Origin of the sequence: Citrobacter rodentium NBRC 105723 = DSM 16636 (assembly GCF_021278985.1) — a bacterium.
Classification (GTDB): domain Bacteria; phylum Pseudomonadota; class Gammaproteobacteria; order Enterobacterales; family Enterobacteriaceae; genus Citrobacter_A; species Citrobacter_A rodentium.
The window spans coordinates 1012576-1032099 of sequence record NZ_CP082833.1; the positions used below are offsets into that span (position 1 = coordinate 1012576).

General features: G+C 62.5%; 22 protein-coding genes. 21 read left to right on the forward strand and 1 reads right to left on the reverse strand.

The features are described from left to right. Positions 1 to 11 precede the first annotated feature (11 nt). The 14 genes from K7R23_RS04805 to acpT are packed head-to-tail and all read left to right on the forward strand — an operon-like array spanning position 12 to position 12349. Positions 12 to 263, forward strand: a complete 252-nt coding sequence (locus tag K7R23_RS04805; RefSeq protein ID WP_012908270.1) for an acyl carrier protein — start codon at positions 12 to 14, stop codon at positions 261 to 263. A 5-nt stretch (positions 264 to 268) separates the two neighbouring features. After that, positions 269 to 850: a COG4648 family protein gene (locus K7R23_RS04810; RefSeq protein WP_012908269.1), complete on the forward strand. Its 582-nt coding sequence runs from the start codon at positions 269 to 271 to the stop codon at positions 848 to 850. Next, on the forward strand, positions 847 to 2208 hold the full coding sequence (locus tag K7R23_RS04815) for an AMP-binding protein (protein WP_012908268.1): 1362 nt from the start codon (positions 847 to 849) through the stop codon (positions 2206 to 2208). The genes K7R23_RS04810 and K7R23_RS04815 overlap by 4 nt, the downstream gene beginning before the upstream one ends. After that, a complete protein-coding gene (locus K7R23_RS04820; RefSeq protein WP_012908267.1) occupies positions 2195 to 2548 on the forward strand; it encodes an ApeI family dehydratase in 354 nt (117 codons plus the stop codon). The genes K7R23_RS04815 and K7R23_RS04820 overlap by 14 nt, the downstream gene beginning before the upstream one ends. Beyond that, positions 2539 to 4230: a glycosyltransferase family 2 protein gene (locus tag K7R23_RS04825; protein ID WP_012908266.1), complete on the forward strand. Its 1692-nt coding sequence runs from the start codon at positions 2539 to 2541 to the stop codon at positions 4228 to 4230. The genes K7R23_RS04820 and K7R23_RS04825 overlap by 10 nt, the downstream gene beginning before the upstream one ends. A 3-nt stretch (positions 4231 to 4233) precedes the next feature. Further along, positions 4234 to 4656: an acyl-CoA thioesterase gene (locus tag K7R23_RS04830; RefSeq protein ID WP_012908265.1), complete on the forward strand. Its 423-nt coding sequence runs from the start codon at positions 4234 to 4236 to the stop codon at positions 4654 to 4656. Further along, positions 4653 to 5258 (forward strand): LolA family protein, encoded by a 606-nt coding sequence (locus K7R23_RS04835; RefSeq protein ID WP_012908264.1) that lies wholly within the window; start codon positions 4653 to 4655, stop codon positions 5256 to 5258. The genes K7R23_RS04830 and K7R23_RS04835 overlap by 4 nt, the downstream gene beginning before the upstream one ends. Beyond that, complete coding sequence (locus K7R23_RS04840; protein ID WP_024133030.1) at positions 5227 to 7545, forward strand: MMPL family transporter; 2319 nt, start codon at positions 5227 to 5229, stop codon at positions 7543 to 7545. The genes K7R23_RS04835 and K7R23_RS04840 overlap by 32 nt, the downstream gene beginning before the upstream one ends. Continuing rightward, positions 7545 to 8165 (forward strand): DUF3261 domain-containing protein, encoded by a 621-nt coding sequence (locus K7R23_RS04845; protein ID WP_012908262.1) that lies wholly within the window; start codon positions 7545 to 7547, stop codon positions 8163 to 8165. Before K7R23_RS04840 ends, K7R23_RS04845 begins: the two co-directional genes overlap by 1 nt. 1 nt (position 8166) lies before the next feature. Then, positions 8167 to 9336: a beta-ketoacyl-[acyl-carrier-protein] synthase family protein gene (locus tag K7R23_RS04850; protein ID WP_012908261.1), complete on the forward strand. Its 1170-nt coding sequence runs from the start codon at positions 8167 to 8169 to the stop codon at positions 9334 to 9336. Then, positions 9333 to 9809, forward strand: coding sequence for a hotdog family protein (locus K7R23_RS04855; RefSeq protein WP_012908260.1), 477 nt, complete (start codon positions 9333 to 9335; stop codon positions 9807 to 9809). Before K7R23_RS04850 ends, K7R23_RS04855 begins: the two co-directional genes overlap by 4 nt. Further along, a complete protein-coding gene (locus K7R23_RS04860) occupies positions 9806 to 10537 on the forward strand; it encodes a 3-ketoacyl-ACP reductase FabG2 (protein WP_012908259.1) in 732 nt (243 codons plus the stop codon). The genes K7R23_RS04855 and K7R23_RS04860 overlap by 4 nt, the downstream gene beginning before the upstream one ends. After that, positions 10534 to 11763, forward strand: coding sequence for a beta-ketoacyl-ACP synthase (locus tag K7R23_RS04865; protein WP_012908258.1), 1230 nt, complete (start codon positions 10534 to 10536; stop codon positions 11761 to 11763). The genes K7R23_RS04860 and K7R23_RS04865 overlap by 4 nt, the downstream gene beginning before the upstream one ends. A 1-nt stretch (position 11764) precedes the next feature. Further along, entirely contained in the window at positions 11765 to 12349 is a 585-nt protein-coding gene (acpT, locus tag K7R23_RS04870; RefSeq protein WP_012908257.1) for a 4'-phosphopantetheinyl transferase AcpT, read from the forward strand. On the opposite strand, the gene K7R23_RS04875 is transcribed toward acpT, so the two are convergent. Beyond that, a complete protein-coding gene (locus K7R23_RS04875; protein WP_012908256.1) occupies positions 12346 to 12852 on the reverse strand; it encodes a phenolic acid decarboxylase in 507 nt (168 codons plus the stop codon). The genes acpT and K7R23_RS04875 overlap by 4 nt on opposite strands. Positions 12853 to 12951: 99 nt before the next feature. Between K7R23_RS04875 and K7R23_RS04880 the strand changes: the two genes are divergently transcribed. From K7R23_RS04880 to nikR, 7 genes are all read left to right on the forward strand, one after another. Further along, positions 12952 to 13812: a LysR family transcriptional regulator gene (locus K7R23_RS04880; protein ID WP_012908255.1), complete on the forward strand. Its 861-nt coding sequence runs from the start codon at positions 12952 to 12954 to the stop codon at positions 13810 to 13812. Between the two features lie 127 nt (positions 13813 to 13939). After that, positions 13940 to 15514 (forward strand): nickel ABC transporter substrate-binding protein, encoded by a 1575-nt coding sequence (gene nikA, locus K7R23_RS04885; protein ID WP_024133027.1) that lies wholly within the window; start codon positions 13940 to 13942, stop codon positions 15512 to 15514. Beyond that, positions 15514 to 16458, forward strand: a complete 945-nt coding sequence (nikB, locus tag K7R23_RS04890) for a nickel ABC transporter permease subunit NikB (protein ID WP_012908253.1) — start codon at positions 15514 to 15516, stop codon at positions 16456 to 16458. Before nikA ends, nikB begins: the two co-directional genes overlap by 1 nt. Next, entirely contained in the window at positions 16455 to 17288 is an 834-nt protein-coding gene (nikC, locus tag K7R23_RS04895; protein ID WP_012908252.1) for a nickel ABC transporter permease subunit NikC, read from the forward strand. Before nikB ends, nikC begins: the two co-directional genes overlap by 4 nt. Next, entirely contained in the window at positions 17288 to 18052 is a 765-nt protein-coding gene (gene nikD, locus K7R23_RS04900) for a nickel import ATP-binding protein NikD (protein ID WP_012908251.1), read from the forward strand. The genes nikC and nikD overlap by 1 nt, the downstream gene beginning before the upstream one ends. Beyond that, positions 18049 to 18849 (forward strand): nickel import ATP-binding protein NikE, encoded by an 801-nt coding sequence (gene nikE / locus K7R23_RS04905; RefSeq protein WP_012908250.1) that lies wholly within the window; start codon positions 18049 to 18051, stop codon positions 18847 to 18849. The genes nikD and nikE overlap by 4 nt, the downstream gene beginning before the upstream one ends. 12 nt (positions 18850 to 18861) lie before the next feature. Then, a complete protein-coding gene (gene nikR, locus K7R23_RS04910) occupies positions 18862 to 19263 on the forward strand; it encodes a nickel-responsive transcriptional regulator NikR (protein WP_024133026.1) in 402 nt (133 codons plus the stop codon). Positions 19264 to 19524: the final 261 nt, after the last annotated feature.

A 19524-nucleotide genomic window follows, 5' to 3' on the forward strand; every position in this document is an offset into this window, starting at 1 on the left:
GGAGAGCCATTATGACCGAACAACAAGCCATTTATGACGAAGTCACCGCGCTGCTGGTTAAGCTGTTTGAAATCGACCCGCAGGATATCAGCCCCGAGGCGCGCCTGTATGAAGATCTGGAGCTGGACAGCATCGACGCCGTTGACATGATCGTGCATGTGCAAAAGAAAACCGGTAAGAAAATTAAGCCGGAAGAGTTTAAAGCCGTGCGCACCGTGCAGGATGTGGTCGACGCGGTAGAACGACTGCTGAAAGAAGCGTAATCGCCATGTCAGGCGCTCGCTCGCTGCCTGGCGTCAAACTGCTGACCGGCGCGTTGTTGCTCGCCTGGCCGTTCCTGATCGGCTTCGGGCTGGCGCATAACAGCCTGCAGTGGTTGCTTCCGCTGATGGCGCTGCTGCTTTTTCTGCGCTTTCGCCAGACCAGGGGGCAGGCAGGGCCGCTGCGTACCGTCACCCGGGTGGTGGCGGTAGCCGGTATCGCCCTGTGCGTCGCCAGTTCGCTGCTGAAAACCCATCAGCTGTTGCTCTTTTACCCGGTGGTGGTGAACGGGGTGATGCTTACGGTGTTCGGCGGTTCGCTGTGGACCTCCATGCCGATCGTCGAACGGCTGGCCAGGCTGCGCGAACCGGAGCTTCCGCCGTCGGCGGTGCGCTATACCCACCGGGTGACGCAGATCTGGTGCGCCTTTTTCATTCTGAACGGCGGCATCGCGCTGTTTACCGCGCTGCTGGGCGATATGGCGCTATGGACCGCATGGAACGGCATGATTGCTTATTTACTGATGGGCGCGCTGATGGCGGGCGAGTGGCTGGTGCGCCGTCAGCTGATAAAACGAGATCCACAATGAAAGATACCCTGACGCTTGCCGGATGGCTTACCGCGCCGCGTCCCGCAGACACGCCGATCGCCTGGCTGGACGACCATACCTGGACGCTGGGCCATTTACGCCACGACGTCGCCCAACTCATGGCGCATTTGCAACAGCAGCCGGGCGCGCGCTGGGCGCTCTGCTTTGAAAACAGCTATCTGTTCATCGTCGCGCTGCTCGCCACCCTGTACGCGGGCAAAACGCCGCTGATGCCGGGACACTGCCGGGTTTCCCTGCTTAACGAACAGCGGGGGTTATTTGACGGCGTGCTGAGCGACAAAACGCTCGGCTGGCAAGGGCCGCTTCTGGTGGTGAGTTCCTCAAAATCAATCGGCGAAGGCGCCTTCATCTTTCCGCCGGTTAGCGAGGATGCCTGCGTCGAGCTGTTTACCTCAGGTTCCACCGGCCAGCCAAAGCGCATCGTAAAGCCCGTCGCCTGTCTGGATCGCGAAGCCGGGCTGCTGGCGGCGCGTTTCGCCGGACGTCTGACGGGCTGTCGCGTTGTCGCCTCCGTCGTGCCGCAGCATCTGTACGGCCTGACCTTCCGCATTTTCCTGCCGATGGCGCTCGGCCTGCCGCTGCACGCGGCGATGCTCTGGTACGCCGAGCAGCTTGCGGCGCTGGACCATGAACTTCGCTATGCGTTTATCAGCAGCCCGGCGTTTTTAAAACGCCTCGACCACCGGCTTACGCCGCCGCCGGTAACGATGATCCTCTCGGCGGGCGGGATGCTGTCGTGGCAGGAGGTGACGCAGGCCGCCGCCTGGCTCAACGTCTGGCCGGATGAAATCTACGGCAGCACCGAAACCGGCATTCTCGCCTGGCGCTATCGCCAGCAGGATAGCGTCAGCTGGCTGCCCTTCCCCGGCGTGCGGTTCGAGCCAGAAGGTGGCAATTTCCGCGTTTTTTCCCCGCTGATCGCCGACGTTAACGGCCTGCTGCTTGATGATATTTTACGCTTCGGGGAGAACGGCCGGTTCCGGCTGCTGGGACGCCGTGGCCGGGTGGTTAAAATCGAAGAAAAGCGCATTTCGCTCAGTGAAGTTGAGCAGCGCCTGCTGGCGCTGGAGGGCATCCGCGACGTCGCGGCGCTGCCCGTTACCCGTGGCGGTCGTCAGGGAGTGGGCGTGCTGCTGGTGCTGGATGGCGACGCGCAACGGCAGTGGCGACATCGCGGCGGCAAAGCGCAGGAGCTGGCATGGCGACGCGCGCTGCTGCCGTGGCTGGAGCCGGTCGCCATTCCCCGCTACTGGCGGGTGATCGACGAGATCCCGGTCAATAGCATGAACAAGCGTGTCTATGCGCAGTTACAGGAGTTATTTCATGAAACCCCATGAAATTGAGCGCCATCAGGCACAACCGCAGCAGATTGCGATCGTACTGCATCTCGACCCCGCCCTGTACTGGTTCAACGGCCACTTCGCCGTTCAGCCGCTGCTGCCCGGCGTGGCGCAGATGGACTGGGTGATGCACTACGCCACCACCCTGCTCGCCCCCGGCTGGCGCTTTCACAGCATTCAGAACGTTAAGTTCCAGGCGCCGCTGCTGCCGGACAGTACCGTCACCCTTACCCTTGACTGGCAGGAGGCGCGTCAGCTTCTGGCGTTCAGCTATCAGCGCCACGACGGCGACGCGCGCCATACCGCCAGCAGCGGGAAAATTCGGCTATGTCGTTGACCTTCTCACCGTGCGTGTTGATCCCCTGCTATAACCACGGCGCGATGATGCCGCAGGTGCTGGCGCGCCTTCAGCCGTTCGGCCTGCCCTGCATCGTGGTGGACGACGGCAGCGATGCCGATACGCAGCGGACGCTGGAGCGGCTGGCGGCGGAAACGGCGAACCTGACCTTACTTCGCCTGGCGGAAAACGCCGGTAAAGGCGCGGCGGTGATCCGCGGCTTACAGGCGGCGGCGCAGGCCGGATTTACCCACGCCGTGCAGGTGGACGCCGACGGGCAGCACGCCATTGAAGATATCCCGACGCTGCTCGAACGGGCGCAGGCGCACCCTGAGGCGCTGATTTCCGGGCAGCCGATTTACGACGATTCCATTCCCCGTTCACGCCTGTATGGCCGCTGGGTGACGCACGTCTGGGTGTGGGTTGAAACCCTTTCGTTCCGGTTGAAAGACAGCATGTGCGGCTTTCGCGTCTATCCGGTGGCGCCGACGCTGAGCCTGGCCCAACGCGTCACGCTCGGCAAACGGATGGATTTCGATACCGAGGTGATGGTGCGCCTCTGGTGGCAGGGCAACGACAGCTATTTTGTGCCAACCCGCGTTACCTATCCGGCAGATGGCCTGTCGCACTTCGACGCGCTGAAGGACAACTGCCGCATCTCATTGATGCATACCCGCCTGTTCTTCGGCATGTTGCCGCGCATTCCCTCGCTGCTGTTTCGCCGCGCGTCGCCGCACTGGGCGCGTCAGGACGAGGTGAAAGGGCTATGGGGAATGCGCATTATGCTGCTGGTATGGCGACTGCTGGGGCGTAACGCCTTCGCGCTGCTGCTGTACCCGGTGATCGGCGCGTACTGGCTGAGCGCTACCACCGCCCGCCGCGCGTCGCAAAACTGGCTCGCCCGCGTGCGCCAGCAGCTGGCCGCGCGTCAGATGCCGGTGCCTGCGGAGCTTAACAGCTACCGCCACTTCCTGCGCTTTGGCCATGCGATGCTCGATAAAATCGCCAGCTGGCGCGGCGAACTGCATTTTGGCCGCGACGTGGCGTATGCCCCCGGCGCAGAGGCGGCGCTTAACGTCAGCGATTCCCGCGGCAAGCTGCTGCTGGCCTCGCATCTCGGCGATGTCGAAGCCTGCCGGGCGCTGGCGCAATTGCAGGGCAGCAAAACCATCAACGCGCTGGTGTTCAGCGATAACGCACAGCGCTTTAAGCAAATCATGCAGGAGATGGCGCCGCAGGCCGGGCTGAACCTGCTGCCGGTGACCGATATCGGCCCCGATACCGCCATTGCGCTTAAAGAGAAGCTGGATCGCGGCGAGTGGATCGCCATCGTCGGCGACCGCATCGCGGTCAACCCGCAGCGCGGCGGCGAGTGGCGCGTCTGCTGGAGCCGCTTTATGGGCCAGCCCGCGCCGTTCCCGCAGGGGCCGTTTATTCTGGCGTCGATTCTGCGCTGCCCGGTGGATCTGATCTTTGCCCTGCGCCAGCAGGACAAACTGCGCATCTACTGCGAACCGTTCGCCGACCCGCTGTTACTGCCGCGCGGCGAGCGCCAGCGCGCCCTGCAACAAGCCATCGACCGCTACGCCGAACGCCTTGAGCACTACGCGCTGCGGTCGCCGCTCGACTGGTTTAATTTTTTCGATTTCTGGCGTCTGCCGGATGCCAAAGATAAGGAGTAAAGGGTGCTTAACGATCCCCGTTTTACGGCTGAAGTCGGGCTGTCCATTCCGTTCCACGACGTCGATATGATGGGCGTGGCCTGGCACGGCAACTATTTCCGCTACTTCGAAATTGCCCGCGAGGCGCTGCTTAACCAGTTCGACTACGGCTACCGGCAAATGAAAGCGTCCGGCTACCTGTGGCCGGTGGTCGATACCCGCGTCAAGTACCGCAGTCCGCTGACCTTTGAGCAGCGCATTCGCGTACGGGCGCGTCTCGAGGAGTACGAGAACCGTCTGCGCATCGGCTACGAAATTTTTGACGCCGAAACCGGCAAACGCACCACCACCGGCTACACCATTCAGGTGGCGGTGGAGGAAAAGAGCCGCGAGCTGTGCTTTATCAGCCCGGATATCCTGTTTGAACGTCTGGGGGTGACGCCATGAGATTCCTGCCGCTGCTGGCGCTGCTCATCAGCCCGTTGGTCAGCGCCCTGACGCTGGACGATCTGCAACAGCGCTTTACCGAACAGCCGGTGGTGCGCGCCCATTTCGATCAAACCCGCACCATTAAGGATCTGCCGCAGCCGCTGCGATCCGGCGGGAAAATGCTGATCACCCGCGACCAGGGGCTACTGTGGGATCAAACCCGCCCGTTCCCGATGCAGCTATTGCTCGACGATAAACGGATGGTGCAGACCATCAACGGCCAGCCGCCGCAGACCATCACCGCGGAAAATAACCCGCAGATGTTCCAGTTTAACCATCTGCTGCGCGCGCTGTTCCGGGCGGACCGGAAAGTGCTGGAGCAGAACTTCCGCGTAGAATTTACCGATGCGGGCGCGGGCCGCTGGACGCTGCGCCTGACTCCTGTCACCACGCCGCTGGACAAAATCTTCGCCACTATCGACCTGGCCGGAGGGAACTATCTCGAGCACATTACGCTCAACGACAAACAGGGCGATCGCACAGAGATTACCCTCTCTCAACACCAACTGACGCCGACCCAACTGACCGATGACGAACGCCAACGCTTTGCCGCCCGGTAAACGCCCGGCGCTGTTATGGGGCCTGGCCTGCCTGCTGATGCTGGGGCTGTTGCTGACGCTACTGCCGCAGGCGCGGCTGAACAGCAGCGTGCTGGCGATGCTGCCGAAGCAGACGCTGGGGGCGATTCCGCCAGGCCTGAACGACGGCTTTATGCAGCGTCTGGACCGCCAGCTGGTCTGGCTGGTCAGCCCCGGCAAACAGGCCGATCCGCAGGCGGCGCAGGCATGGCTGACGTTGCTGAAGCGCTCGCAGGCGCTGGCGGAGGTGAAAGGCCCGATGGACGCCGACAGCCAGCAGGCGTGGGGCGCCTTCTTCTGGCAGCACCGCAACGGCCTGATCGACCCCGACACCCGCGCGCGCCTGCAAAACGGCGGCGAGGCGCAGGCGCAATGGATCCTCTCCCAGCTCTATTCGGCCTTCTCCGGCGTCAGCGGCAAAGAGCTGCAAAACGATCCGCTGATGCTGATGCGCGGCTCGCAGCTGGCGATGGCGAAAAACGGCCAGCGCCTGCGGCTGATGGACGGCTGGCTGGTGGCCCAGGACGCGCAGGGAAACTTCTGGTATCTGCTGCACGGCGAACTCTCCGGCTCGTCGTTTGATATGCAGCAGACGCACCGGCTTGTCACCACCCTCAGCGCGCTGGAAAGCGAGCTGAAAGCCCGCTACCCGCAGGCGCAGCTGCTGTCGCGCGGGACGGTGTTTTACAGCGACTACGCCAGCCAGCAGGCGAAGCAGGATATCTCGACGCTCGGCGCGGCGACGGTGCTGGGGGTCGTGCTGCTGATCGTCGCGGTGTTCCGTTCTCTGCGCCCGCTGCTGCTGTGCCTGCTCTCCATCGGCGTCGGCGCGCTGGCGGGCAGCGTGGTTACGCTGCTGCTCTTCGGCGAACTGCATCTGATGACGCTGGTGATGAGCATGAGCATCATCGGCATCTCCGCCGACTATACGCTCTATTACCTGACCGAGCGGATGGTGCACGGCGCAGAGGCCACGCCGTGGCAAAGCCTCGCCAAAGTGCGCAACGCTCTGCTGCTGGCGCTGCTGACCACCGTGGCGGCGTACCTGATTATGATGCTCGCCCCTTTCCCCGGCATTCGCCAGATGGCGGTATTTGCCGCCGCAGGGCTTTCCGCCGCCTGCCTGACGGTCATTTTCTGGCATCCGTGGCTGTGCCGCGGCCTGCCGGTGCGCCCGGTGCCGGCGATGGTGCTGATGCTGCGCTGGCTCGCGGCCTGGCGGCGCAATAAGGCGCTCATCGTCGGGCTACCGGCGGCGCTCGCCCTCTTCTCGCTGGCCGGACTGGCGGCGCTGCGGGTGGATGATGATATTTCCCAGCTTCAGGCGCTGCCGCAGCATATTCTGGCGCAGGAAAAAGCCATCACCGCGCTGACCGGCCAGAGCGTCGACCAGAAGTGGTTTGTGGTTTACGGCGCCTCCGCGCAGCAGACGCTGGAGCGGCTGGAAGCCTTCCAGCCCGCGCTGGAACAGGCGAAAAAAGAGCAACTGATTAGCGGTTATCGCCACATTCCGCTCAATTCGCTGGCGCGCCAGCAGCAGGACGTCACGCTGCTGAGAAACGCCGCACCTGCGGTCATCCGCAGCCTGAACAGCGCCGGAATGACGGCGGTAAACCCGAACCTTAACCCGATGCCGGTGACGGTCGACGCCTGGCTTGCCAGCCCGGCGAGCGAAGGCTGGCGGCTGCTGTGGCTGACGCGGGAAAACGGCGAAAGCGGCGTGCTGGTGCCGGTAGAAGGCGTGAAGCAGAGCGCCGCGCTACAGGCCCTTGGCGAGCGCTATTCCGGCGTCGCGTGGGTGGATCGTAAAAGCGCCTTTGACGAACTTTTCGCCCTCTATCGCCACATATTGACCGGCCTGCTGTTGGTGGCGCTGGCGGTGATCGCCTGCGGCGCGGTCGCCCGACTCGGCTGGCGGAAAGGGCTTATCAGCCTGGTGCCGTCGCTGCTCTCGCTGGGCTGCGGGCTGGCGGCGCTGACGCTGAGCGGACATGTGGTCAACCTGTTCTCGCTGCTGGCGCTGGTGCTGGTGCTCGGGATTGGCATTAATTACACCCTGTTTTTCAGCAACCCGCGCGGCACACCGTTGACCTCGCTGCTGGCGATTACGCTGGCGATGCTGACCACGCTGCTGACGCTCGGCATGTTAGTGTTCAGCGCCACCCAGGCGATCGGCAGTTTTGGCATTGTGCTGGTGAGCGGCATTTTTACCGCGTTCCTGCTTTCACCGCTGGCCATGCCGACCAGAAGAGAGAAGAAAAGACGATGATGACAGTTATTTTTTCCGCATGGCGACGCCGGATCGCGCTACGCCATCCGGCAATCAGGGCCATGATTCTGACCGGCGCGCTCATGCTGACCGGCTGCAGCCACTCGCCGGACGCGCCGGAAGGCCGTCCGCAGGCGTGGCTGGAACCCGGCGCGCGGGTCACGCTGCCTGCGCCGGGCATCTCTCCGGCGGTCAATTCCCAACAGCTGCTCACCGGCAGCTTTAACGGCAAAACCCAGTCGCTACTGATGATGCTCAACGCCGACGACAAAAAAATCACCCTCGCGGGGCTGTCGTCCGTGGGAATCCGGCTGTTCCTGCTCACCTACGACGAGAAAGGACTGCACACCGAGCAGTCCATCGTGGTGCCGCAGCTGCCGCCAGCCAGCCAGGTGCTGGCGGACGTGATGCTCAGCCACTGGCCGGTCAGCGCCTGGCAGCCGCAGCTGCCGCCGGGCTGGACGCTGAAGGATATCGGCGACCGGCGTGAACTACGCAACGCCCGCGGCAGGCTGGTGACCGAAATCAGCTACCTGCAGCGCAAAGGTAAGCGCGAGCCGATCGGCATCGAACAGCACGTCTTTAAATACCACATCACCATTCAATACTTAGGTGACTGATATGATTTATATTTCCGCGGTCGGCACGATTAACGCGCTGGGCAACGATAACGACGAAATCGCCGCCAACCTGACGCGCGGCGTCGCCCCCGGTATGCGTCCGCGCGCGGGCTGGCTGCAGGGGCAACCGCAGGCGGTACTCGCCGGGGTGGACGGCGAACTGCCCGCCATTCCGGATGCCTTCAGCGCCCACCGTTCGCGCAACAATCAGCTGCTGCTGGCGGCGCTGGCGCAAATTCAGCCGCAGGTGGACGACGCTATCGCCCGCTATGGCCGGGATCGGGTGGCCGTGGTGCTCGGCACCAGCACGTCGGGGCTGGATGAAAGCGATACCCACGTCAATCTGACCATTCACGGCCAGCAAAGCAGCGCATGGCAGTATCCGCAGCAGGAGCTGGGCGACCCGTCGCGCTTTCTCAGCCACTGGCTGGCGCTGGACGGCCCGGCGTTTACCCTCTCCACCGCCTGCTCGTCCAGCGCCCGCGCTATCATCAGCGGACGCCGTCTGATTGAAGCGGGGCTTGCGGACGTGGCGATTGTCGGCGGCGCGGACACCCTGAGCCGGATGCCGGTAAACGGTTTTCACAGCCTGGAGTCGCTCTCGCCGACCCGCTGCCTGCCGTTTGCCCGCGACCGCAGCGGCATCACCATCGGCGAAGGGGCGGCGCTGATGCTGCTGACCCGCGAGCCGCAGCCCATCGCCCTGCTGGGCGTCGGAGAGTCGAGCGATGCGTACCACATCTCCGCTCCGCACCCGCAGGGCGAAGGGGCGCTCCGCGCGATTGAGCAGGCGCTGAGCGATGCGGGTATCACGCCGGAGCAGGTCGGCTATATCAACCTGCACGGCACCGCCACGCCGCTTAACGATCGGATTGAATCGGGCGTGGTCAACGCGCTGTTTGGCGAGCGGGTTCCGTGCAGCTCCACCAAACATCTGACCGGGCATACGCTGGGCGCGGCGGGCATTACCGAAGCCGCGCTCAGTATGCTGATTTTGCAGCGCGACCTGCCGCTGCCGCCGCAGGATTTTAGCCAGTCGCCGCGCGACGCCTCGCTGCCGCCCTGCGGTATCATCGACAGGCCGCAGCCGCTGGCGCGCCCGCTGATTCTCTCTAACTCCTTCGCCTTTGGCGGCAATAACGCCAGCATTCTGCTCGGGAGGATGGCATGAGCCACTACTTATCGCCCGGCGAATATCTGCCGCACGACGCGCCGATGCTGCTGCTGGAAGAGGTGGTCAGCGTGACTGACGAAACCGCTCTCTGCCGCGTCGCGGTGACGTCCGGCGGCGTACTGACGCCGTTTCTCGACCTTAACGGCGATCTCCCCGGCTGGTTCGCGCTGGAGCTGATGGCGCAGACCGTCGGCGTCTGGTCCGGCTGGCATCGCCATCAGCAGGGACAGGGCGCGATCTCGCTGGGCATGGTGCTCGGCGCGCGGGAACTGATCTGCGCGGCAGGAATTCTGCCTGCCGGTAAAACCTTAGCCATACACGTCCGGCTGCTGATGCAGGACGAGCGTTTCGGCAGCTTTGAGTGCGCGATTGAGGCCGACGGCGAAACGCTGGCGACCGGCCGCGTCAACACCTTCCAGCCCACGGCGGAAGAACTTCACACCCTGTTTCAACAAGGAGCGTCCGTATGAGTCGTTCAGTATTAGTGACCGGCGCCAGCAAGGGCATCGGACGCGCCATCGCCCGGAAGCTGGCGGCAGATGGCTTTGTGGTCGGCGTGCATTATCACCGTGACGCAGCAGGCGCCCAGGCGACGCTGGATGCCATTCAGGACGTCGGCGGCGCGGGACGTCTGCTCTGCTTTGACGTCGCCAACCGCGAACAGTGCCGCGAGGCGCTGGAGCAGGACCTCAACGCGCACGGCGCGTGGTACGGCGTGGTCAGCAACGCAGGCATCACCCTCGACGCCGCGTTTCCGGCGCTCAGCGACGATGACTGGGATGCGGTGATCCACACCAACCTCGACAGTTTTTACAACGTTATTCAACCGTGCATTATGCCGATGATCGGCGCGCGCCGGGGCGGACGCATCATCACCCTGTCCTCGGTTTCCGGCGTGATGGGCAACCGCGGGCAGGTCAACTACAGCGCCGCCAAAGCCGGGATTATCGGCGCGACCAAAGCGCTGGCGATTGAGCTGGCGAAGCGCAAAATCACCGTTAACTGCATCGCGCCGGGGCTGATCGACACCGGAATGATCGACATGGAAGAGGCCGCGCTGAAAGAGGCGATGGCGATGATCCCGATGAAGCGCATGGGGCAGGCGGACGAAGTGGCCGGACTGACCAGCTATTTAATGTCGGATATTGCGGGTTACGTCACCCGTCAGGTGATTTCCATCAATGGAGGGATGTTATGACACGTCGCGTGGTCATTACCGGAATGGGCGGCGTGACCGCCTTTGGCGAAAGCTGGCAGACGGTCTCCACGCGGCTGCTGGCCTATGAAAACGCAGTGCGCAAAATGCCGGAATGGCAGGTTTACGACGGTCTGCATACGCTGCTGGGCGCGCCCATTGACGACTTCAGCCTGCCGGAGCACTACACCCGCAAACGCATCCGCGCGATGGGCCGCGTGTCGCTGATGTCCACCCGCGCCAGCGAACTGGCGCTTGAACAGGCCGGACTGACGGACGATAAGGTGTTAACCAACGGGCAGACCGGCATCGCCTACGGTTCGTCTACCGGCAGCACCGGTCCGGTGAGCGAATTCGCCACCATGCTGACCGAGAAGCACACCAATAACATCACCGGCACCACCTATGTGCAGATGATGCCGCACACCACCGCGGTGAATACCGGGCTGTTTTTCGGCCTGCGCGGACGGGTGATCCCCACCTCCAGCGCCTGCACCTCCGGCAGCCAGGCGATCGGCTACGCGTGGGAGGCCATTCGCCACGGTTATCAGACGGTGATGGTCGCCGGCGGCGCGGAGGAGCTGTGTCCGTCGGAAGCGGCGGTGTTCGATACGCTGTTCGCCACCAGCCAGCGCAACGACGCGCCGAAAACCACGCCGTCGCCGTTCGATGAAGCGCGCGACGGGCTGGTGATTGGCGAAGGGGCAGGTACGCTGATTCTGGAAGAGCTGGAGCACGCGAAAGCGCGCGGCGCGACCATCTTTGGTGAAATCGTCGGCTTCGCCACCAACTGCGACGCCGCGCATATCACCCAGCCGCAGCGGGAAACCATGCAGATCTGCATGGAGCAGGCGCTGAGCATGGCGGGCCTGAGCGCGCAGGATATCGGCTACATCTCCGCGCACGGCACGGCGACCGACCGCGGCGATATCGCGGAAAGTCAGGCGACGGCGGCGATTTACGGCGATCGCGTACCGGTTTCCTCGCTGAAAAGCTATTTCGGGCATACACTGGGGGCCTGCGGCGCGCTGGAAGCCTGGATGAGTCTGCAAATGATGCGTGAAGGCTGGTTTGCGCCTACCCTGAATTTACGTCAGCCGGACGCTAACTGCGGCGAGCTGGATTACATCATGGGTGAAGCGCGCAAAGTGGATTGTGAATTTTTGCAGAGCAACAACTTTGCCTTTGGCGGCATCAATACCTCGATCATTATTAAACGTTGGGCCTGATATGTACCGGATTGTGCTGGGAAAAGTGTCGACGCTGAGCGCAGGCGCGCTGCCGTCAGCGTTAAGCGAACAGGCGCCGCAGGGCGCGCGGCGCGCGCGCTGGCTGGCGGGCCGCGTCCTGCTTTCCCACTTTCTCTCGCCGCTGCCGGCCATCGTCTACGGCGAACAGGGAAAACCCGCCTTTGCCGCGGAACACGCGCTGTGGTTTAACCTGAGCCACAGCGGCGACCATATCGCCCTGCTGTTGAGCGACGAAGGGGAAGTGGGATGCGATATCGAAGCGATCCGTCCGCGGGCCAACTGGCGTTCGCTGGCGAATGCGGTATTCAGCCTCGGCGAACACGCGGAGATTGAGGCGGAGCCTGCGGAGCGGCAGTTAGCCGCCTTCTGGCGCATCTGGACGCGTAAGGAAGCGATAGTGAAACAGCGTGGAGGCAGCGCCTGGCAAATCGTCAGCGTCGACAGCACGCTCGCCTCCTCGCTGTCGCTCAGCCACTGCCAGCTCGATAACCTGAGCCTCGCCGTCTGCACCCCAACGCCGTTTACGCTGAAGGCGGAGGCGATACAGTGGCTGGAGCGGGTTTAGCGTAAGTTTTCCGGGAAGTTCGCCGGCAGCTCGCTCGCCGCGCAGTCAATCACGCTGTCATTATTCGCGCCGCAGTCGCGCACAAAGGTAATGGTGGCGAATTCATCAATCACTTCGGTTGGATAGGCCGGACCCGCTTCACGATACGATTCCATCAATGGAATATGCTCGTTCTGGAAGCAGACGGTTTTTTCCGGGTTATTCATCACCCAGCGCGGGAAAAAGATAGTGCCGTGGAACAGCTTATCGCCAAGGTTAACGATCAGGCTGACGTCGGTGCCGGTCGGTTCAGTCCACGAAATTTTGTAGATGCTTTCCCCGACGCGCACAATGTAAGCATGCTGATCTTTCACCCAACGGTTGCCGACAATACCGCTGTGGATGCGATAATCGAGAGTGGTTTCATTTTTCACGTAAATCTCGTAGTTCCAGCCATTATCGTAGGTATAGACCAGATGTTTGCCGACAAAGCCGCTTAAATCATGTTTATCGAAAGTGCTCATATTCTTTCTCCTTTGAGTTGATGCGAGGATCATAACGCTTCAAAAATTGGATGAATAACGCTATGTTTGCATCATATTCATTCATTTTTTCGATGAGTTATGCATAAGACAACGCTTGAACAGTGGGCGCTACTGGAAAAGGTGGTGGCAACGGGCAGCTTCGCCAGGGCGGCGGAGGCAACCCACCGCAGCCAGTCTTCGGTGAGCTATAACCTGGCGCTGTTGCAGGAGCACCTCGGCGTGGCGCTGTTAGTCCCGGAGGGGCGGCGGGCGGTACTGACGCCCGCAGGCGAGCTGTTGCTGAACCAGGTGAAGCCGCTGCTGCAAGCCTTCAGCTGGCTGGAAACCCGCGCCGCAACGTTACAGAACGGTACGCGCACGCGGCTGGATCTGGTGGTCGACAGCATTTTTCCCCGCCGCCGTCTGTTTGCCATTCTTAAACAGTTTCAACAGGCGTGGCCGCAAACCCAGGTGCGCCTGACGGAAGTGCTGGAGAACAGCGCCGAAGAGCAGACGGCGTATGCCGACGCCGACGTAATGGTGTTAACCCGCCGCCAGGATGTGACCGGGCGCGGCGAGTGGCTGATGAACATTGATTTTGTCGCCGTCGCCCATTGCGATCATCCGCTTTGCGGCCAGGATGCGCTGCTGGACGAAGAGGCGCTGCGCGCCTGGCCGCTGATCCGTATCGCCGATCGGGATAACCCGCAGCAGCCCGCCCGCGATGCATGGACTTTTTCCACTATCGATGCCGCCATTGACGCCGTGATGTATCAGGTCGGCTACGGCTGGCTGCCGGAGGAGCGTATTGCGCCGCTGCTCGAACAGGGCATTTTGCGGACGCTGCCGTTAGCCCACGGCGCCCGCCGCGCCACGCCGCTGCACCTGATCGTTAAAAATAGCCTCGCCCCGCTTGATGAGCAGGTCAGCACCCTGCTGCGGTTATTGCGCGAGAGATAACATATGATTTTCGTATAATTCGCGCCGCTGACCGCCCTTCTCTTGATCCAGAACACATCAAAAGTATGATGAATCCTTAGAATCGTCATACTTCTTTAGTCGTACCTCTATAGCACTCAGGATCACTATTTTGTCCAGACTACGCCGCACACTCTTTGCGCTGCTGGCCTGTGCGTCCTTTTTCGCGCACGCCGCCGCGCCCGACGAAATCACCACCGCCTGGCCGGTCAACGTCGGGCCGCTCAATCCGCATCTCTATACGCCTAACCAGATGTTCGCCCAGAGCATGGTGTATGAGCCGCTGGTGAAGTATCAGGCGGACGGCACGGTGAAACCGTGGCTGGCAAAAAGCTGGATCCGCTCGGCGGATGGCAAAATCTGGACCTTTACCCTGCGCGACGACGTGGCGTTTTCTGATGGCGAACCGTTTGACGCCCATGCCGCGGCGGAGAACTTCCGCGTGGTGCTCGACAACCGCCAGCGTCACGCCTGGCTTGAGCTGGTCAATCAAATCGTGGACGTCAAAGCGCTCAGCAAAAGCGAACTGCAAATTACCCTGAAAAGCGCCTATTACCCGTTCCTGCAGGAGCTGTCGCTGCCGCGTCCGTTCCGCTTTATCGCCCCGTCGCAGTTTAAAGACCATGAAACGATGCGCGGCATTAAGGCGCCCATCGGCACCGGGCCGTGGGTGCTGAAAGAGTCAAAGCTGAACCAGTACGATGTGCTGGCGCGTAACGAACATTACTGGGGCCAGAAGCCGCAAATTAAAAAAATCACCGTCAGGGTGATCCCCGACCCAACCACCCGCGCGGTGGCGTTTGAAACCGGCGATATCGACCTGCTGTACGGCAATGAAGGACTGCTGCCGCTCGACACCTTCGCCCGCTTCAGCCAGAACCCGGCGTACCGTACCCAGCTTTCTCAGCCGATAGAGACGGTCATGCTGGCGCTCAACTCCGCCAAAGCGCCAACCGACGAGCTGTTGGTGCGGGAAGCGCTGAACCACGCGGTAAACAAAAAATCGCTGATCGACAACGCACTGTACGGCACCCAGCAGGTGGCGGATACGCTGTTTTCCCGCAACGTGCCTTACGCCGATATTGGCCTGCAGGCGCGCCAGTACGACCCGCAGCAGGCGAAAGCGCTGCTGGAAAAAGCGGGCTGGCGGCTGCCTGCGGGCAAAGAAATTCGCGAGAAAAACGGCCAGCCGCTGCGCGTTGAGCTGGCGTTTATCGGCACCGATGCGCTGAGCAAGTCGATGGCGGAGATTATCCAGGCCGATATGCGCCAGGTAGGCGTCGATGTCGCCCTGATCGGCGAAGAAGAGAGCAGTATTTACGCCCGTCAGCGCGACGGACGCTTCGGCATGATTTTCAACCGCACCTGGGGCGCGCCTTACGATCCGCACGCCTTTATGAGTTCGATGCGCGTGCCGTCGCACGCCGATTACCAGGCACAGCAGGGGCTGGCTGATAAACCGCTGATCGATAAAGAGATCGGCGAGGTGCTGGAAACCCGCGACGAAGCCGCGCGTCAGGCGCTGTACAGAGATATTCTGACCCGCCTGCACAACGACGCGGTCTATCTGCCCATCAGCTACGTCTCGATGATGGTGGTGGCCAAACCTGAGCTGGGCGAGATCCCTTACGCGCCTATCGCCTCTGACATTCCGTTTGAACAGATTACCCCGGTGAAACCCTGATGTTGCGTTACGTAGTGCGGCGCATTCTGCTGCTGATCCCGATGATTTTTGCCGCTTCGGTGATTATCTTTCTCATGCTGCGTCTGGGTACCGGCGACCCGGCGCTCGACTATCTGCGCCTGTCGAACCTGCCGCCGACGCCGGAGATGGTCGCCTCTACCCGGGTGATGCTCGGGCTGGACCAACCGCTTGTCGTGCAGTACGGCAGCTGGCTGTGGAAAGCGCTGCATCTGGATTTCGGCATCTCATTCGCTACTCAGCGTCCGGTGCTGGACGACATGCTGAACTTCCTGCCCGCTACCCTGCAGCTGGCGGGGGCGGCGCTGGCGCTAATCCTGCTCACTTCGGTGCCGCTCGGCATCTGGGCGGCGCGCCATCGCGATCGCCTGCCGGACCTGGTGGTGCGGCTGATCGCCTTTCTCGGCGTCTCGATGCCCAACTTCTGGCTCGCCTTCCTGCTGGTGATGTTCTTTGCCGTGTATCTGCAATGGCTGCCCGCGATGGGCTACGGCGGCTGGCGGCACATCATTCTGCCCGCGGTGTCGATCGCCTTTATGTCGCTGGCGATTAACGCCCGTCTGCTGCGCGCCAGTATGCTGGAGGTCGCCGGACAGCGCCACGTCACCTGGGCGCGCCTGCGCGGCCTGAACGAGAAGCAAACCGAGCGTCGCCATATTCTGCGTAACGCCTCGCTGCCGGTGATCACCGCGGTAGGGATGCACATCGGCGAACTGATCGGCGGGACGATGATCATCGAGAACATCTTTGCCTGGCCAGGCGTCGGACGCTACGCCGTGTCGGCGATTTTTAACCGCGACTATCCGGTGATTCAGTGTTTCACGCTGATGATGGTGGTGGTATTCGTGGTCTGTAACCTGATTGTTGATCTGCTGAACGCCGCGCTGGACCCGCGCATTCGTCGTCATGAAGGAGCGCACTCGTGAACTTTTTCCTCTCTTCGCGCTGGTCGGTGCGCCTGGCGCTGTTGGTCATCGCGCTGCTGGCAGTGATTGCGCTCACCAGCCAGTGGTGGCTGCCGTACGATCCGCAGGCGATTGATTTACCATCGCGCCTGCTCGCGCCGGACAGCCAGCACTGGCTCGGCACCGACCATCTGGGACGCGATATTTTTTCCCGCCTGCTGGCGGCGACGCGGGTGTCGCTGGGTTCGGTGATGGCCTGCCTGCTGCTGGTGCTGGCGCTGGGGCTGATCGTCGGCGGCAGCGCCGGGCTGATGGGCGGGCGCGTCGACCAGTTGACGATGCGCGTCGCGGATATGTTTATGACCTTCCCGACCTCGATCCTGTCGTTCTTTATGGTTGGCGTACTGGGCACGGGGCTGACCAATGTGATTATCGCCATCGCCCTGTCGCACTGGGCGTGGTATGCACGGATGGTGCGCAGCCTGGTGATCTCCCTGCGCCAGCGCGAATTCGTGCTGGCCTCGCGGCTCTCAGGCGCGGGACACGTGCGGGTGTTTATCGACCACCTGGCCGGCGCGGTGATCCCCTCCCTGCTGGTGCTGGCGACGCTGGATATCGGCCATATGATGCTGCACGTCGCCGGGATGTCGTTTCTCGGCCTCGGCGTCACCGCGCCGACCGCGGAATGGGGGGTGATGATTAACGACGCGCGCCAGTATATCTGGACCCAGCCGCTGCAAATGTTCTGGCCGGGGCTGGCGCTGTTTATCACCGTGATGGCCTTTAACATGGTGGGCGACGCCCTGCGCGATCACCTCGATCCTCATCTGATAACGGAGCATGCTCACTGATGCCGCAACAGGTAGCACTGCAAAATATCGCCCTCGAAGCCGATCGCCCGCTGGTGCGCGGGGTCTCTTTAACGCTGACCCGCGGGCGCGTCCTGGCGCTGGTCGGCGGCAGCGGCAGCGGTAAGTCGCTGACCTGCGCGGCGGCGCTGGGCATTTTGCCCGCTGGCGTTCGCCAGACAGCGGGGCGCATCCTCGCCGACGGCAGGCCGGTTGCGCCCGGCGACCTGCGCGGCATCAAAATCGCCACCATCATGCAGAATCCGCGCAGCGCCTTTAATCCGCTGCATACGATGGCGACCCACGCGCGTGAAACCTGTCTGGCGCTGGGGAAACCCGCCGATGACGCGACGCTTATCGCCGCACTGGAGGCCGCCGGTCTGGAAAACGCGGCGCGGGTGCTGAAGCTGTACCCGTTCGAGATGAGCGGCGGCATGTTGCAGCGCATGATGATCGCGATGGCGGTGCTGTGCGACGCGCCGTTTATCGTCGCCGACGAACCGACGACCGATCTCGACGTGGTGGCGCAGGCGCGGATCCTCGATCTGCTGGAAAATATTATGCGCGAGCGCGCCCCCGGTATACTGCTGGTGACGCACGATATGGGCGTGGTGGCGCGGCTGGCCGACGACGTGGCGGTGATGGACAACGGCGCGATTGTCGAACAGGGCGAGGTGGAAGCGCTGTTTCGCGCGCCGCAGCACAGCGTAACCCGCAATCTGGTGTCGGCGCATCTTGCCCTGTATGGAATGGAGTTAGCCTCATGACCTTACTCAGCGTTTCCGCCCTGTCCCATCAGTACGCGCATTCGGGCCTGCGCGGGAAACATCAGCATCAGGCGGTGCTGAACAATGTCTCACTGAGCCTGAAAAGCGGTGAAACCGTGGCGCTGTTAGGCCGCAGCGGCTGCGGAAAAAGCACCCTTGCGCGCCTGCTCGTCGGGCTGGAAGCCCCGACGCAGGGAACCGTCAGCTGGCGCGGCGCACCGCTGGCGAAGCTCAACCGGGCGCAGCACAAGGCGTTTCGCCGGGATATTCAGATGGTATTTCAGGACGCTATCAGCGCGGTAAACCCGCGTAAAACCGTCTGCGAGATCCTGCGCGAGCCGATGCGCCATTTGCTGTCGCTGTCGAAGTCCGATCAGCTGGCGCGGGTGCGCGAGATGCTCAACGCCGTCGATCTTGACGTTTCGCTGCTCGCTAAGCGCCCGCCGCAGCTCAGCGGCGGTCAGCTCCAGCGTGTCTGTCTGGCGCGGGCGCTGGTGGTAGAGCCACAGCTGCTGATTCTGGACGAAGCGGTATCAAACCTCGATCTGGTGTTGCAGGCCGGGGTGATTCGCCTGCTCAAAAAACTGCAACAGCAGTTTGGCACCGCCTGCCTGTTCATTACCCATGACCTGCGGCTGGTCGAGCATTTTTGCCAGCGGGTGATGGTGATGGACGAAGGGCAAATCGTTGAAACGCAGGCCGTTGGCGAGGCGCTGACGTTTTCTTCCGCTGCGGGACGCGTGTTACAAAGCGCGGTGCTTCCCGCCTTTCCCGTGCGCCGTCGCGCCATAGCTTAAGGTTTACATTTGATGCAACGTGTCACTATTACCCTCGACGACGATCTTCTTGCGACGCTGGACAGCCTGAGCCAGCGCCGCGGCTATAACAACCGTTCCGAAGCGATCCGCGACATTCTGCGCGGCGCGCTGGCGCAGGAAACCACCCAGCAACACGGCACCCAGGGCTTTGCCGTGCTTTCATATGTCTACGAACACGAGAAGCGCGATTTAGCCAGCCGCATTGTCTCGACCCAGCACCATCATCACGACCTTTCCGTAGCCACCCTGCATGTGCATATCAACCACGACGACTGCCTGGAGATTGCGGTGCTCAAAGGCGATATGGGCGATGTACAGCATTTTGCCGACGATGTAATAGCCCAGCGCGGCGTACGCCACGGCCATTTGCAGTGTTTGCCAAAGGAAGAGTAAGGCCAGCCCCGTCAGACGCAAATGCCGGGGGCGCTTCGCTTGCCCGGCCTACAACACCTCTGCCATCCGGCGTAAATGCCGGGGGCGCTTCGCTTGCCCGGCCTACAACACCTCTGCCATCCGGCGTAAATGCCGGGGGCGCTGCGCTTGCCCGGCCTACAACACCGCTCCCATCCGGCGTACATGCCGGGGCGCCGCGCTTGCCTGGATCGTACCCAACCGTAGGCCGGATAAGGCATCGCCGCCATCCGGCACAAATGC